The 15,726-nt window shown below is 63.2% G+C and carries 11 protein-coding genes; 9 read left to right on the forward strand and 2 right to left on the reverse strand.

What is annotated here, in order from left to right; translation table 11 throughout:
• Positions 1-63: 63 nt before the first annotated feature.
• The 4 genes from ABIC51_RS00380 to ABIC51_RS00395 all read left to right on the forward strand — a co-directional run bounded on the left by ABIC51_RS00380 (position 64) and on the right by ABIC51_RS00395 (position 5,446).
• Entirely contained in the window at positions 64-648 is a 585-nt protein-coding gene (locus ABIC51_RS00380) for a fimbrial protein (protein WP_146254614.1), read from the forward strand.
• 114 nt (positions 649-762) lie between these two features.
• Entirely contained in the window at positions 763-1,503 is a 741-nt protein-coding gene (locus ABIC51_RS00385) for a fimbrial biogenesis chaperone (RefSeq protein WP_146254615.1), read from the forward strand.
• Positions 1,504-1,583: 80 nt separating this feature from the next.
• A complete protein-coding gene (locus ABIC51_RS00390) occupies positions 1,584-4,229 on the forward strand; it encodes a fimbria/pilus outer membrane usher protein (protein WP_175898635.1) in 2,646 nt (881 codons plus the stop codon).
• Between the two features lie 95 nt (positions 4,230-4,324).
• Positions 4,325-5,446: a fimbrial protein gene (locus ABIC51_RS00395; RefSeq protein WP_146254617.1), complete on the forward strand. Its 1,122-nt coding sequence runs from the start codon at positions 4,325-4,327 to the stop codon at positions 5,444-5,446.
• A gap of 164 nt (positions 5,447-5,610) precedes the next feature.
• Here the strand turns inward: ABIC51_RS00395 and ABIC51_RS00400 are convergent, their stop codons facing one another.
• Positions 5,611-5,733 carry a hypothetical protein gene (locus ABIC51_RS00400; RefSeq protein WP_264165482.1) on the reverse strand — a complete coding sequence of 41 codons (123 nt, stop codon included), beginning with the start codon at positions 5,731-5,733 and terminating at the stop codon, positions 5,611-5,613.
• 451 nt (positions 5,734-6,184) lie between these two features.
• Between ABIC51_RS00400 and ABIC51_RS00405 the strand changes: the two genes are divergently transcribed.
• The 5 genes from ABIC51_RS00405 to ABIC51_RS00425 all read left to right on the forward strand — a co-directional run bounded on the left by ABIC51_RS00405 (position 6,185) and on the right by ABIC51_RS00425 (position 12,263).
• Positions 6,185-6,727 carry a fimbrial protein gene (locus tag ABIC51_RS00405; protein WP_146254618.1) on the forward strand — a complete coding sequence of 181 codons (543 nt, stop codon included), beginning with the start codon at positions 6,185-6,187 and terminating at the stop codon, positions 6,725-6,727.
• 103 nt (positions 6,728-6,830) lie between these two features.
• Entirely contained in the window at positions 6,831-7,595 is a 765-nt protein-coding gene (locus tag ABIC51_RS00410) for a fimbrial biogenesis chaperone (RefSeq protein ID WP_146254619.1), read from the forward strand.
• Positions 7,596-7,707: 112 nt separating this feature from the next.
• Complete coding sequence (locus ABIC51_RS00415; RefSeq protein ID WP_146254620.1) at positions 7,708-10,416, forward strand: fimbria/pilus outer membrane usher protein; 2,709 nt, start codon at positions 7,708-7,710, stop codon at positions 10,414-10,416.
• Positions 10,417-10,442: 26 nt separating this feature from the next.
• Positions 10,443-11,492 carry a fimbrial protein gene (locus ABIC51_RS00420; RefSeq protein ID WP_146254621.1) on the forward strand — a complete coding sequence of 350 codons (1,050 nt, stop codon included), beginning with the start codon at positions 10,443-10,445 and terminating at the stop codon, positions 11,490-11,492.
• A gap of 228 nt (positions 11,493-11,720) precedes the next feature.
• Positions 11,721-12,263 carry a fimbrial protein gene (locus tag ABIC51_RS00425; RefSeq protein ID WP_146254622.1) on the forward strand — a complete coding sequence of 181 codons (543 nt, stop codon included), beginning with the start codon at positions 11,721-11,723 and terminating at the stop codon, positions 12,261-12,263.
• A 341-nt stretch (positions 12,264-12,604) separates the two neighbouring features.
• Here the strand turns inward: ABIC51_RS00425 and ABIC51_RS00430 are convergent, their stop codons facing one another.
• Positions 12,605-15,718 carry an ATP-binding protein gene (locus ABIC51_RS00430; protein WP_146254623.1) on the reverse strand — a complete coding sequence of 1,038 codons (3,114 nt, stop codon included), beginning with the start codon at positions 15,716-15,718 and terminating at the stop codon, positions 12,605-12,607.
• Positions 15,719-15,726 lie beyond the last annotated feature (8 nt).

The following is a 15,726-nucleotide window of genomic DNA, read 5'->3' on the forward strand; positions in this document are numbered from 1 at the left end:
CTCCCAGACGGATCTCATGTGCGTTTTCATCACTTTCTTAATCCACCGTTTGGAACTCAATCAATGAAAATTGCGAAAAGCACCACCGCGCTTTCCCTGTTCGTTGCCGTGGCCGGTCTGGCCGCAGCTTCGGCAGCTCATGCATCGGACGGCACGATCAACTTCACGGGCTCCGTGGTCGCGTCGACCTGCAAGATCAACGAAGGTGTCAACGATCTGTCGGTCACGCTGCCGAAGGCATCGACCAACCAGCTCGCAGCCGAAGGCGCGACCGCGGGCCGTACACCGTTCAAGCTCACGCTGACCGGTTGCACGACGGACAAGGAAGAAGGCGGTACGACGATTCCGGCGCCGGTGAACAAGGTGTCGGTGGCGTTCGAACCTGGCCCGAACGTGAACCTCGCGACCGGTCGTCTGACGCTGACTGGCGCGGATGCGGCGAAAAACGTCGAAATCGGCATCCTGAACGACAAGTATCAGCCGATCAAGGTCGGTGCCGAAAGCTCGGCGCAGAACTCGCAGATCGTCGATATCGACACGACGGCCGGCACCGCGACGCTGCAGTATTCGGCTCAATACGTCGCAACCGGCGAAGCAACGGGCGGTTCGGCTAATTCGTTCGTCACCTACTCGCTGATCTACCCCTGAGCGCTCGGTTGATTGAGTGAAAGAGCCGGCCTCCAGATGAGGCTGGCTCGTCGGAGCAAATCCCCCGATTTCCTCCGGCATTTATTCGGACTACATAATATAAGGAGGAAGACGATGAAACTTGCGGCCCCCTATCGCATGCTGGCCCTACTGATGGCCGCCCTGTCATGCATGAGCGCGCAGGCAAGCGTGACGCTTTCCGGCACACGTGTCGTGTTTCCGGGTGCCGACAAGGAAGTCACGGTTCAGCTCTCCAATGACGGCAAGGCGCCGGCCCTCGTTCAGGCGTGGATCGACACGGGTGACGAGCGTGCCGCACCGGACAAGATCGACGTGCCGTTCGTGATGACGCCGACGATCTTCCGGCTCGAGGCCGGCAAAGGTCAAACCATCCGGATCATTCACTCGGGCGAAGCGCTGCCGGCCAACAAGGAGTCTCTGTTCTGGTTGAACGTGCTCGACGTGCCGCCGAAAGCGTCGGCCGACGACGACAGAAATCGCCTGATGATCGCGTTTCGCACACGCGTGAAGCTGATGTACCGGCCGGACGGGTTGCCGGGAAATGCGGCCGACGCACCACGTCAGCTCACATGGAAGATCGCGGCCGATCCCGGTAACCGGTTGGTTCTGAAGGCAACCAATCCGACGCCATACGTCGTCAACCTTGGCGGCATCGCACTGCATACGAACGGCAAGACGCTGGACGCCGGCGTGGGCTACGTGCGTCCGGGCGAAACCGCTTCGTTCCCGGTCAAGGGTTCGACGAACGCGGACGCAACCGGCGGCACGGTCGTGTACAGCAGCTTCGACGACTGGGGCGGCAACCGATCCAACGAGGCCGCTGTGTCCCGATGAGGTAACGCGCGCGCCGCCGATTCAGCCACACCACTCGATCCGAGGCGAGCACTCGAATAAACACTGACGGGAAGGATTAAATGATAGAGAAGCGGCAACCACGCATGCAGGCGGAGACAGAACCGAAGCTTAAGCCGGTCTGCGCGCTGCTTCTCACGATCATCGCGGGTTGGCAGACGCACGCATACGCGGCGCAAACCGATTCCGGGGAGTTGCAGATCGCACGGACGGAGTTCGCGCAGGTCGAGTTCGAGGGTGGTTTCCTGAACAACGGCAGCGGCGCGATCGACGTGTCGCGCTACGAGCGCCGCAACGTCGTGCGGGCCGGCATGTACAAACCCGACGTCTATGTCGACGGCGACTGGATCGGCCGCATCGAATTGCAATTCAAGAGCGCGCCGAACACGGTCGATGCGCAGCCATGCTTCGACAAGGCGCAGCTCGAACTGATCGGCGTCGATTTTTCGAAGCTGCCGCAGGACGTGCGCGCGACGCTCGACGAGGACGGCGCATGCCTGCGTATCGGTCAGGCCATTCAGGAAGCGTCGGTCAGCTACGACTTCAACGAGCAGCGGCTCGATCTGAGCATCCCGCAGATCTCGATGCGTCGGCAGGCACGCGGCTACGTGAGCCCCGACCAGTGGAGTGAGGGTATCCCGGTCGGCATGCTCGACTACAACGCGAGCGTATATCACGCGCGTACCGACGGCCAGGGAGAAAGCACGCAGGGCTACGTCGGCGTCAACGGCGGCGTCAACGTTGGACGCTGGCACTTCCGTCATAACGGCTCGTTCAACTGGGACGATCGCGGCCGCAGGAAGTACGAGAACGTCGCGACTTACCTGCAGCGTGACCTGACCGCGTGGTCGTCGCAGCTGATCGTCGGCGACGCGTACACGTCCGGCGATCTGTTCGACTCGACGTCGTTCCGCGGCGTGCGCCTGTATACCGACGACCGCATGCTGCCTGAGTCGCAGCGCGGCTATGCGCCGGTCGTGCGCGGCGTCGCAAACACCCACGCGAAGGTCACGGTCACGCAGAACGGCGCGACGCTGTACGAGACGACCGTCGCGCCGGGTGCGTTCGTGATCGACGACCTGTATCCGACGGGGTACGGCGGCGACCTGAAGGTCAACGTGACGGAAGCCGACGGCTCCGTGCATTCGTTTACCGTGCCGTACGCGGCGGTGCCGCTGTCGCTGCGCCCGGGCCAGAATCGCTACAGCTTCACGACGGGCGTCGTGCGCAACCTGCCGAACACCACGCCGTACTTCGCGCAGGCGACCTGGCAGCGCGGCGTCACGAACCTGCTGACGGGCTACGGCGGCGTGACGTTCGCGCAAGGCTACCTGTCCGCGATGGCCGGCGCGGTGCTGAACACGTCGTTGGGCGCGGTCGGCGTGGACGTCACGCATGCGACGACGTCGATTCCGGGGGAGCGCCGCTATTCGGGGCAAAGCTTCCGGATCAGCTACGCAAAGGCCGTCGCCGCGACCGGCACGAACGTCGCGATCGCCGCGTATCGCTATTCGACGAACGGCTTCTTCGCATTGAACGACGCGATGCAGGCGCGCGACCAGGCGCAGCTCGGCGCCGGGGCGGCGAGCGTGTCGCGGCAGCGCAACCGCGCGTCGCTGACGGTGAGCCAGTCGCTCGGCGCCCGCGGCGGCAGCCTGAACGCCACCGCATCGGCGTCGACCTACTGGAACCGCAGCGGGTCGGACGTCAACTTCACGGTCGGCTACAGCAACACGTTCCGCGACGTCGCGTACAGCGTGTCGGCAACACGCCAGCGCGACGCATGGGGCAAGTCGAGCACGATGTACTACGCCAACCTGTCGATTCCGCTCGGCAAGACGCGGCCGATGACGCTCGCGACCAGCCTCAGCCGCGACACGCGCGGCTCGACGCAGGCGCAAACGAGTCTGTCGGGCGCGCTCGGCGTCGACAACAACGTGTCGTACGGCCTGAACGTGAACCACGGCAATTCGTCGGGCACGTCGCAGACCAACGGCGGCGCGAGCATCCAGTACCGCGGCCCGATCGCCGAATTGAGCGGCAGCGTCAGCGCAGGCGCCGACTATCAGCAGTTCTCCGCCGGCGCGCGCGGCGCGATCGTCGCTCATCGCGGCGGCGTCACGCTGTCGCAGCCGCTATCGGAAACCTTCGCGATCATCGAGGCGCCGAATGCCGAGGGTGCACGCGTGACCAACACGTCGGGCGTGCGAATCGACCGGCGCGGCTATGCGGTCGTGCCATACCTGACGCCGTTTGCGATGAACGACATCGGTATCGATCCGAAGGGGCTGTCGACCGATGTCGAACTGAAGGAAACGAGCCAGCGCATCGCGCCGCTGGCGGGTGCGGTGCCGATGCTGACGTTCAAGACGGCATACGGACGCTCCGCGGTCATCCGCGCGCGGCAGGCCGACGGTTCGCCGGTACCGTTCGGCGCGACCGTGACCGATGCGGACGGCAAGGACGTCGGCACGGTCGGCCAGGGCGGCAAGCTGCTCGCGCGCGGGCTCGTGGATCAAGGTGAACTGAAGGTGCAGTGGGAAGCGGATCGCGGCAAGTCGGTGTGCGCGCTGTCGTACTCGCTGCCGGTGCGCAAGCGCGCCGCGACCTACCAGTCGCTTCAGAGTCTTGAACTGCCGTGCGTGGCGAGCGAGGTCACCAACTACGCGCCGGCCGTGTCGAATCGTGTTGTGTCGGCGCGTCGGTGACGTTACGCAATATTCACTACGAAAACGGTCGAACGTCGCCGGCGGCAAAGCCTGCGAAAGTTTCTGGATCGTTTGCGATTTAACGGGACAGATTTATGAAATGGATGAATACGGCGAGAAATGCGAACCTGCGTGGGGGCACGCTGCGCGCGTCGAATCGTTCCGCGATACGAAGAACGATCCAATGCCTGGCGCTGTGCACGATCGCATTTTCTGAATTCGCGTTTTCTGCATGTGAATTGAATAGCTATGGCTTGGGGCTTGGCGCCAGGCTCCCCGCGACTGTCAGTGTGACCCAGGACGAAATTCCTTTGGGTCGCCAATTTCCGAATTCGACCAGCGCGGGCGACTGGGTTGCATCTGTCGCCGGTAACACGTGGAATTGTCAATATGACGAATATGTCATTACGCCGGTCGCAAAGGCTATTCCGAATGTGACGTACAAAACGAGCAATGGAAAGGTCGCTACCGTTTTCGAAACCGGCATACCCGGGATCGGCTTTGTAGTTGAAGTACAGGATTACTCCGCCGGCGCCCCCCCCATGGCACCACTTGTAGATGGTGAACTCTCCATACCACTCAGTTCTGCAAAGGAAAAAGGCTCGATTACAGCACAGGTGACACTCGTCTCGGCCGGTCCGCTCGCGACGGGAACCTACACATCCAAGTCGGTAACGCTTTTCAACTACAGGCTGAAGTATCGAGGAGCGTTTCTTCCGGGAAGTGGCCGATCGGCACCGTTGTACCCGACGAGCACGCAGGTGACGGCAAGGGCATGCAAGGTCATATCCGGCGCAACCAATTCGGTCACGTTGCCAACCCTGGTTGCGGCAAGCCTCAAGGCGACGGGTGACGTGGCATCTGCCCGATCGGCGCCGTTCTCGGTCGGCCTGAACTGCGACGCGAACGTCAGTGTTCACGCGACATTGACCGATGCGACGAATCCCGCGAATACAGGCAGCGCCCTGAGCCTCGATCGCAATTCGACGGCAGCGGGCGTAGGGATTCAAATACTCAAAAAGGGTGAAAGCACCCCGTTGAGCTTCGGACCGGATTCGTCCGGCAAGGGAAATACGAATCAATGGATGGTCGGCAAGTCGTCTGCGGCCAACACTAAAATTTCGGTGCCGTTCGAGGCCAGATACGTCAAGGTCGCGGAAACGATCAAGCCAGGCTCCGTGAGTGCACTCAGCACGATTACGTTTTCGTATCAGTAGCGATGAGCGGACGGCGCAGCACGCACCGACCGCGAAGCGGCGGCGCATGAACCGATCACGATCGGGCAGCCGCCGCTCTGTTTGCGCGGTGGCCGCAGGAATGTCGAAGCAGCCATGCTCGGCACGATTACCGTCGGTCACCAGCCAACGGCAAATACCCCAGACTATTTTCCCGGCTCGTCCGAACCCTGCCTGTCATCCATCGACAGCCGTTCAAGCGCCAGCCGGACGGTATCCTCGGTCGAATCCCACACGCGTTTCAATGCTTCCTGACCGCCGTCCTGCATCTCGTGCTCGGCGCTAGCGAACGCACACATCGCCATGCCGTCGCCCCCCCCCCCCCCGCACGCAGGAAGTCCCCCGGGGACAGCGCATCCTCGATCCTTGGTCTGACGAACTACCAAACTACTCTGCACTCCCGATTTTCCGACTCATGAGTGGCGGGCCGCCCGATGAACTTCCTTCTACGACCGCCCCGGCTACGTCATCGATACCCACCGAACCTCATGAATCAATTTTTCGCTGACGTTGTTTAACGAAAATTTCGTACGTGAACGACATTTTTTCGACCGTCATTAGGACTTATCCAATTCTTTCGAGCGCCTTACTCGGAAACAATGTCACCTGTTTCCTGCCGCTGCTATCGACGTGCGTCAGCAACGGCAACGACGACAGCAGTGCAACGGAAACGTCGGTGCGTCGTCTCTCGACGCAAGACCATTAATCACAGGTAATCACATGTCCAAAAAAGCACTTTCCATCCTGATGGCGACAGCGGGTCTCATCGCCGTTGCGTCGTCGGCCCACGCGGCGGACGGCACGATCACGATCACCGGCGAAATCACCGCCCAGACTTGCAACATCTCGGGCGACGGCGGCGGCAAGGATTTCACCGTCACGCTGCCCAACGTGTCGACGTCGTCGCTGTCCACGCCGGGCTCGACGGCCGGTCGCAAGCCGTTCCGCATCGCGCTGTCCAACTGCTCGCCGAACTCCGGCAGGGCTTCCGTGTACTTCGAACCGGGCACGACGGTCAACGCACAGACGGGCCAGCTGTTCAATGCCACGGGTGACGCGAAGAACGTCGAGGTCGGCCTGCTGAACAAGGACGGTTCGAACATCAAGCTCGGGGCGGCCCAGGCGCAGCAGAACTCGCAGACCGTGGATATCGCGGGTGGCGCGGCAACGCTCGACTACTACGCGCAATACGTCGCAACCGGTGGCGCCTCCACGGCCGGCACGGTCGGCACGTCGGTCATGTACTCGGTCTCGTATCAGTAATCCGGTCTCGCGACTGGCGGCCCGGGCTCGCGAAGCAGCGCGGTGCGCGGGCCGCGTCCGACCAACGGTATCTGATCTGTTTATCTAAAAGGAGAAATCGGCGATGGGAATGCCAATGAACTGGCGCTCGAGCGTGGGCGCCGCGGCGCTGGTCGCGTCGCTGTCCGGTATCGGCGCGGCGGACGCGAGCGTGGTAATCGGCGGAACACGCGTGGTCTATCCGGAAAAGGAGCGCGAAGTCACGGTCAAGCTGACCAACGACGGCGACAGGCCGTCACTCGTGCAGGCCTGGGTGGATGACGGCAACGCGAACGCGCTGCCCGACGATTCGAAGGTGCCGTTCACGCTGACGCCACCGTTGTTCCGCCTCGATCCGAAGAAAGGCCAGAGCCTGCGGCTGATCTACATGAAGGCGCCGCTCGCGCAGGACAAGGAAACGCTGTACTGGCTCAACGTGCTCGACGTCCCGCCGCAGGCGACCGACGATCCCGACGCCCCCAATTTGCTGCAGCTCGCATTCCGTTCGCGCATCAAGCTGTTCTTCCGTCCCGCCGCACTGCAAGGCGTGGCCGACGAGTCCGCGGAGAAGGTGACCTGGAACTTCGCGCCGAAAGCCGACGGTCGCTACGCGCTGCAAGCGAAGAATCCGACGCCCTACCACGTGACGTTCACCAAGCTGACCGTCAAGTCCGGCGGCGCAACGTGGACCAACGACAAGGGCGGCATGGTCGAGCCCGGTGCTACCGAGCAATTCGACGTCGGCAACGTGCCGTCGCTACCTGCGGGGCCAATCGAGGTCGACTACACGTTCCTCAACGACTACGGCGCGGGCATCGAAGGCAAGTACGCGCCGAAGAAGACGCACTGACGTCTCCCGGCCGTCCCTGAATCAACCCAGTAACTGACCGATGCGGCAATCGCATCGGCGCAGGCAATCCGTCGTTCGCATCATGCAGATGCGGCATTAATACATCGAATTCATGCGAACAGATCATCACAATCGAACACTGGAGGCGCCGGCGCGTTTCGCGCTCAAGCCGGGCTATCTGCTCGTCATGGCGACGCTCGGCAGCTGGACTGTCGACGCGATGGCCGCACCGGCAGACCGTTTCGATGTCGCGCAGGTTCAGTTCAACGACACGCTGATGATGAAGCCGCGCGGGCAGCGGCTCGATCTCGACCGTTTCGCGAAAGGCAACCCGGTCCCGGCGGGCGACTATCTGGTCGATCTCTACGTCAACGGCACATGGAGCGGCCGCTCGACGGTACGCTTCAGCACGGAAGCGGGAGCACCCGACGCGAAGCCGTGCTTCGATCGCACGCTCGTGGCGCGGCTCGGCCTCGACGACCAGGCACTGACCGACACCGGGCGCGCAGAGTTGGCACGCGTGCAAGCGGGCGAGTGCACCGACGTCGGCAAGCTGGTCGCCGACGCGGCGTATGAATTCGACATGTCGGAACTGCGCCTCAACGTGAGCCTTCCGCAAGCGGCGCTGCTGCGCAATCCGCGCGGCTACGTCAGTCCGGAACTGTGGGACGACGGTGTACCGAGCGCGACGCTCAAGTACAACGCGAACGCGTACCGCAACGCGTCGTCGGGTTACTCAAGCACGCAGGCCTACGCGGGGCTGAATGCGGGCGTCAACATCGGGAACTGGCATTTCCGGCACAACGGAACCTATACCGCGCAATCGCAGGGCGACAGCCGCTATCAAAGCCTCAATACCTATGTGCAGCGCGACCTGCCGGCCTGGCGCAGCCAACTGAAGATCGGCGAGACGTACACCGACGGCACGCTGTTCAACAGCGTGGGCATGCGCGGCGTTGCGCTCGAGACCGACGACCGGATGCTGCCTGACTCGATGCGCGGCTATGCGCCCGTGATTCGCGGCGTCGCAACGAGCAACGCACACGTCTCGGTGACGCAGAACGGCGCCGTGCTGTACGAAACGAACGTCGCGCCGGGGCCGTTCGAAATCAACGATCTGTACGCCACGGGCTACGGCGGCAACCTGCTCGTCACCGTCACCGAGGCCGACGGCAAAAAGCGCAGCTTCACGGTGCCGTATTCGGCGGTCGTGCAATCGCTGCGCCCCGGCGTCTCGCGTTTCGGCGTCGCGCTCGGCCAGTTGCGCGAGCCGCAACTCGATCGTCATCCGAATTTCGCGCAGGGCACGTATCAGCGCGGCATCAGCAACCTGCTGACGGGTTACGTCGGCGCGATCGTCGCGGAAAACTATCTGGCCGGACTGGTCGGCGCGGCCTTCAACACGCCGGTCGGCGCGCTCGCCGTCGACGTCACGCACGCCAGTGCACGCATCCCGGGCGTGTCGGCGACGAACGGCCAGAGTGTGCGCGTGAGCTACAGCAAATCCGTCGAGGCAACCGGCACGAACATCGCGGTCGCCGCCTATCGCTATTCTTCTCGCGGCTACTGGGAGCTGCGCGACGCGATGTACGCCCGTGAGCAGGCCGCGGCCGGAGCAGATCCGAACAACGCATACCGGCAGCGCAACCAGATTCAGTTGACGCTGAACCAGACACTCGGCGAAGGACGCGGCAGCCTGTTCGCGGTGGGCTCGACGTCCAGCTACTGGAACCGCCAGGGCACGACGACGCAGTTCCAGCTCGGCTACAACAACAGCTTGCGGATCGGCGGCGTCAACCTGAGCTACAACCTGTCCGTTTCGCGACAGCGCGACGGCTACTCGGGCCGCCTGAACAACCAGGTGTACGCCAACGTGACGGTTCCGCTCGGCCGGCGATCGTACGCGCCGACGCTGACCACGAGCGTCGCGCACGACAGCCGCGGAGGCGCAACCGGGCAGATGTCGCTGACCGGCACCGTCGGGAAATCCAACGCGTTCTCGTATGGCATGAACGTCAACGCCGGCAAAGGCGCGACGTCCGGCGGCGGCAACGCGCAGTATCGCAGCCCGTTCGCGACGCTCTCCGGCAGCGCGAGCGGCGGCAGCGGCTATTCGAGCGTGTCCGTCGGCGTGTCGGGTGCGGTCGTCGGCCATGCGGGCGGCATCACGCTCGCCAACGACCTTGGCGAAACGGCCGCGATCATCGAGGCGAAGGATGCCATCGGCGCGCGCATCACGAACGGCACAGATGTCCGGATCGACGGGCGTGGCTATGCGGTGCTCCCGTACCTGACACCGTACAAGATGAACACCGTCGAGCTCGACCCGAAGGGTATTCCGACCGATGTCGAAATGCTGTCGACCAGTCAGCAGATCGCACCGCGGGCGAATTCGGTGGTCAAGCTCAAGTTCGAGACAGTTACCGGTCGCCCCGTGCTGCTGACGATGCGCCAGCCGGACGGCGCACCGGTGCCGTTCGGGAGCACGGTGGTCGATGCTGAGGGCAAGACCGTCGGATTGTCCGGACAAGGCGGCATGTTGTTCGCCCGCGGCCTCGGCGAAACCGGCGTGCTGACGGCGAAATGGGGCAATCGAGCAACCGAAGTCTGCTCGCTCAGCTACCGCTTGCCGACCAAACACGACAAGGCCGAAGTGTACGCGCGTGTCGACGCGATATGCGCGCGCACCGTGCCGGGGAATACGCGCCCGCAAGACGCCGTCGCAACGGAGGCGCGCGAGCATTTCACCGATTCAGATCAAACCGGCGCCGCGACGGTCCGCTCGAGCGATGACTCGCACCTGAGTGCCGCTTCTCACTGAGTCGAATTCAATCGAAATCACGATAAATGGAACATGAAAACATGAGATTCAAATATCTTTTTATTTCCATGATTTTCTTTGCAAGCTGGATTCATTCGAATCCCAGCCTGGCGCAAACCAATCTTTGCCGTTACGGCAACGGAAACTGGAACGATTACCAGCGAACTTTCAGCTTCGGCAATGTGCTTGTCTCCCATGACACACCGAACGGTGCCGTTCTGGCGACCACGACAGTGGAACCGGTAATGGATTACGTCTGCGGAGCCAACACAACTCCGCCCGGAGGCTATCAAACCTATTTCAGTAGTGGCGGGTACCAATCCAATATCCCTGGCGTGGTTTACACCAAGTACTCCTCCACTACGCACTCGCTAGGATTGCGCTTTACCAACCTCGATACTGGAGAGGTCATGATGGTGTACGGCGGCGCCACTCAGGACTGGGCCCCCGCGAATCCGGCTACCAAACCGATTGACGGACGATTTCGCGTTAAAGTCGAATTAATCAAGCTCAATGACGATATATATAAAACACAGCTCCCGGTTTATACCGCCGGCTGGTGGACCGTAGGCATAGTAAGCCGGGGAAATCCACAATCCAAAGCCCAATATCAGTTTTACTGGATCAACAACAACGGAAAACTGATCATCATGCCGAACACCTGCACGGTCACCACGCCGTCGATCAATGTGCCATTGCAGCCCGTCGCGGCAAGCAAACTCAATGCCGTTGGCGTGACAGCGGGGGATAAGGAATTCAATATCGGTTTGAACTGTAAATCCGGGTCGAATGTTTACGTGACACTGACCGATTTGACCGATCAGAGCAATACCGGCAATCAGTTGACCCTCACGCCCGATTCGTCGGCGAAAGGCGTGAAGCTTCGCATCCTGAGAAACGGGCAGCCCGTCAGTTACGGTCCGGATTCCATCGCCATTGGCAATACCAACCAATGGCTTGTCGGGCCGTCCGCGACAACGACCAGCATTCCGCTGTCCGCGCAATACATCGCGACCGGCCAGGTGTCCGGCGGAACGGTCAAGGGTGTCGCGACGTTCACGATGAGCTATCAGTAAATGATTCGGTAGCGCACCGGTCGCAAGGCAATCGCGAACGACCGGTGTGCAACGGCGGTCATCGCTCGAACGATGGCCGGAACAGACTTCTGCTTCGCAGTCCTGCAGGATTGCATCGGAAGATCATTGACGGACGAAGTCGGGTGTCGCCCGTACGGCCGGTCACGGCATGCGGACGGCTCGACGGCGGAGTCCGTTTTTACATCTCCTAGTACTAGAGGAATTGACATGAAACTCGCATTCTCCAGCATCGCCGCTCTCACCATCGCTGCCGCGGCAGCACTGCCGGCCGTGTCGCACGCCGCGGACGGCACGATCACCATCAACGGCAAGATCGGCTCGCAGACCTGCACGATCGACGGCAACGGCACCGGCAACAAGGACTTCACCGTCGCGCTGCCGAAGGTGTCGACGTCGGCGCTCGTATCGGGCGGGATGACGGCCGGCCGCACGCCGTTCAAGATCGGCCTGAAGAACTGCTCGCCGGCGACGGGTAATGTTTACACGCACTTCGAGCCGGGTACCACGGTCAACTCGACGACCGGTCAACTGATCAACGCAGCGGGGACGGCAAAGAACGTCGAAATCGGTCTGCTCAACGGCGACACGACCAACATCGGGGTCGGCAAGGCCGACGAAAACTCGAAGATCGTCGCACTGACGAACGGTGCCGCGGATCTTCCGTACTACGCGCAGTACGTCGCGACGGGTGGTCCCGCAGGTCAGGGTACGGTGAACACGTCGGTGATGTACTCGATCATGTATCAGTAATCGATGTTCCCGGCGCGCGCCCGCGCGCCGGGTATCGCCGACGCGCGGGCTCGTCGTAGCCCGCGCGCTCGAAGTCGACCACGCCGGAACAATGCGTGCGATTGCCCTTTCTATCAGGGCGAAATGATGTGTGTTTCCACTATGTCCCAATGATCGATCAGGACGACAAGCTTTCACGCCGACCACTGCCACGCATTCATTCCGCGCGGCTATCGTGAGGATTGGGCCGTGCTTGAACAGGCAGAAACGCATCTGCGTCGGCACGGTGGGTATCGGGATGTTCATTTTGCGATGCGCAGCACGACGGCCGTCAGTCCAGAACCGGCGATCAATACTTCGGCCTATTTTCCCGCTACGCGCGAGCCAGGCTCGTCCTTCGCCCACAGCCGCCCGAGTGCCAACCGGACAGCCTCCTCGGTCGAATCCCACACGCGTTTCAATGCTGCCGGTCCGCCATCCCGCATCGCGTGTTCGGCGCGCGCGCATGCATCGCGCGCATCGATGTCGCCCGCCAGCGCGAAACCACCGCGCATCGAATGCAGTTCGATGCGAAGCGTATCGGCGTCGCCGGTCACAAGTGCGTCGTCGATCGCCGCGAGCGAATGCAGCGTCGCATCGCGCAGCGTGCGCCGCACCTCGTCGGTCATCGCGGGCGCGACAGGCGGTCGCCCGGACGTCGGTGCGGGCGACGCGGCGTTGCGTCCCGCATGCTGCCGCAACGCCGCGTCGAGCGTCTCGATCGACAGCGGCTTGAGCACGACCTCCACCGCGCCGGCCTGCGCGCAGCGCCGGCGATCCTCGTCGGTCGCGTGTGCCGTCATCGCGATCACGGGCACGCGCGCGCCCTGCTCGCGCAGGAAGTTCGCGAGCGCGAAGCCGTCGAGTTCCGGCATGCCGAGATCGGTCAGCACGACGTCGTACGGACGCTCGAAGAAGGCGCGCATCGCCTCGATGCCGTTGGAAACGATCGTCGCGTCGTAGCCCAACGCGTCGAGCTGGTCGCGCAGCAACGCCCGGCTTGCCGGATGATCCTCGGCGACGAGCACTTGCAGCGGTTCGTTACCGTCGGCCTCCGCGCGCGCGTCGGTCTCTTCTCCCGCTTCGGATTCCGCCTCCGCTTCGTACCCGCGCGCAGTTTCCGCAAACGTCCCGGATTCCGGCGCATCGTCTCGCCAGCCGGACGGCGCTTCGGGCAGCGGCAACTCGGCCACGAACGTCGTGCCTTCGCCAAGACTGCTGTCGACACTCAACCCGCCGTGCATCAGCGCCGCGATGCGTCGGCACAGGGGCAGCCCGAGCCCCGTGCCGCCGAAACGCCGGTAGATCGACGCGTCGGCCTGGATATAGACGTCGAACAGGGTCGGCAGGCTGTCTTCGGGAATGCCGATGCCCGTATCGCTGACCGCGATTTCGACGCCACGGCCGGTCGGGCCCACCGCTGCAAGCCGCACGTCGATCGTCACACCGCCGCGCTTAGTAAACTTGATCGCATTGCTGACGAGGTTCGAGACCAGTTGCCGCAGTCGTGTCGAATCTCCCACGTAACCATCGGCGAGATCCGGGGCAATACGGCACGTCAGCGCAAGGTTTTTCGCATCCGCGAGCGGACGGAAGATCGCGGCCACATCGTTCACAACGCGGCGCAGGTCGAACGGAATGCTTTCGAGCACCATCTGGTTTGACTCGGCCTTCGACAGATCGAGCACGTCGTTGATCACGCGCAGCAGCGTATCGGACGACGACATGATCGTCCCCAGCCGGCGCCGCAGCGGCGCCGCCATCTGGGCGCGCTCCATCAGCTCCAGGTTACCGATGATCGCGTTCAGCGGCGTGCGGATCTCGTGGCTCATCGTCGCGAGGAACGTCGATTTCGCCTTGTTCGCGAACTCGGCGGCTTCGCGCGCCTCGTGCAGCTTCTCCTCCGCCTGCTTGCGGGCGGTGATGTCGAGCAGCGTGCACAGCAGCACGTCGATGCCGCGGTACTTGGTGCGCACGATGTGCGCGTCGAGATAGACGGTGCCGTGTCCCGCGCGCTCGACGGCCAGCTCCCGCGTCACACGCGCACGCGTGTTGCCGGCGGGCGCGCCGTCCCGGTACGCGCGCCACAGCCGCTTGCCGAGCGGCTCGCCCGACACGTCCCGCTCGTACGCGATCAGCGCGTCGTTGCGCACGATCGCTTCGCCGTCGACGAACGACAGCAGCACGAGCCCGGCCGGCGCCGTGCGGATCAGCGTCCGGTTGAGCGCCTCGCTTTCGATCAGGCGAATCGCCCGCCGATTCGCAGGACGCAGCGCGCGCCTGTCGAACATCACGATTGCGATCCACAGCAGCGCGATCGCGAAAAGCGCGGGCGCAACCGTCAAGCTCGCGCGCAAGGCTATGTCGCTCAGAACCGCACGCCATGAGATGGTCGCCATCACCACCTCGTCCGATCTCGGTACCCGGTCGCTGACGACGAAGTTCATGCCGACGCGATGTGCGGCCGCTCGCTCGCCGGCCTCGTGGCGCGCATGCTCGAGCGCAGTGGCCACCATCGCACCGTCGGGTTGCCCGCCGAGCAGGAGATTTCCGCTGGAATCGATGAGCGCGTATTCCCTGCCGGCGCCCGGTGAGCGCAGTATCCCCTCTATCAGCGGCAGGCTGTTGATGACGAACCAGACGACCGGCTTGCCGTTCGCGCCGCGCACCCATTGCACCATCCGCAGCACGGAGCGTCCGAGCACCGGATCGAATCGCCGGTCCAGCGCAATCGCGTTTCGACGAACGGCGGGCGCGGTCGATACGGCCGCATCCGCTGTCGATGCGGCCGTATCGTTTGTCGTCGGCAGCAGTTGCTCGGCCAGTGCCCTCACATCGAAACCGGCTGGCAGTGCAAGCGCCCGCTTCACGAGCGGATGCCCTGCCGCCACGATGAAATCTCCGTTCGGATCGATCAGATAAGCGGAACCGCCCGGATCGGCCGGTTGCGGCGGGGGCAGGACGCCCGTCACCTCTACCCCCTCGAGATAGCGGGCGAGGTAAGGCAATTGACTGTTCGCCGATGCGGCCGGCGGGATGTCGGCGAATGCGGCGATCGCAATTCGCCCTTTGCGCCCGACGAACGTCTGCTTGCCGTGCTTGCCGGCGAGCAACCCGGGCAGGCCCGGCGAATTTTCAGCGACGCCGGCCCACTGCAGCTCCATGTCCTCGACATAGCGATTCCGCAGCGCACGCATGATCTCCACCTCGGCAACGAGTTCGGCCCTGCGCCCCGTGAACTCGACGCGGAAACGCTCGAGCGACTCCTGCACGTCGAGCAGCAAAACGAGCGTCGCGCACACCAGAATGAACGCCGAGATCGCCGCGCCGCTGCCGTACAGCAGAAACTGCTGCTGCCGCCGGACGCGCCCCGGCTCGAATGGCTTGCGAACAGCCACCGCGCCGTGCGAGAAAAGTCTTTTCAGCTTTGCGGGCATGTCGTGTC

The sequence above is a fragment of the Burkholderia sp. 572 genome (assembly GCF_040545135.1).
GTDB lineage: Bacteria > Pseudomonadota > Gammaproteobacteria > Burkholderiales > Burkholderiaceae > Burkholderia > Burkholderia cepacia.

Excerpts from the sequence above, each read along its gene's own strand:
- ABIC51_RS00380 (WP_146254614.1), top strand. The coding sequence starts at position 64 with ATGAAAATTGCGAAAAGCACCACCGCGCTTTCCCTGTTCGTTGCCGTG.
- ABIC51_RS00385 (WP_146254615.1), top strand. The coding sequence starts at position 763 with ATGAAACTTGCGGCCCCCTATCGCATGCTGGCCCTACTGATGGCCGCC.
- ABIC51_RS00390 (WP_175898635.1), top strand. The coding sequence starts at position 1,584 with ATGATAGAGAAGCGGCAACCACGCATGCAGGCGGAGACAGAACCGAAG.
- ABIC51_RS00395 (WP_146254617.1), top strand. The coding sequence starts at position 4,325 with ATGAAATGGATGAATACGGCGAGAAATGCGAACCTGCGTGGGGGCACG.
- ABIC51_RS00400 (WP_264165482.1), bottom strand. The coding sequence starts at position 5,733 with ATGCAGGACGGCGGTCAGGAAGCATTGAAACGCGTGTGGGATTCGACC.
- ABIC51_RS00405 (WP_146254618.1), top strand. The coding sequence starts at position 6,185 with ATGTCCAAAAAAGCACTTTCCATCCTGATGGCGACAGCGGGTCTCATC.
- ABIC51_RS00410 (WP_146254619.1), top strand. The coding sequence starts at position 6,831 with ATGGGAATGCCAATGAACTGGCGCTCGAGCGTGGGCGCCGCGGCGCTG.
- ABIC51_RS00415 (WP_146254620.1), top strand. The coding sequence starts at position 7,708 with ATGCGAACAGATCATCACAATCGAACACTGGAGGCGCCGGCGCGTTTC.
- ABIC51_RS00420 (WP_146254621.1), top strand. The coding sequence starts at position 10,443 with ATGGAACATGAAAACATGAGATTCAAATATCTTTTTATTTCCATGATT.
- ABIC51_RS00425 (WP_146254622.1), top strand. The coding sequence starts at position 11,721 with ATGAAACTCGCATTCTCCAGCATCGCCGCTCTCACCATCGCTGCCGCG.
- ABIC51_RS00430 (WP_146254623.1), bottom strand. The coding sequence starts at position 15,718 with ATGCCCGCAAAGCTGAAAAGACTTTTCTCGCACGGCGCGGTGGCTGTT.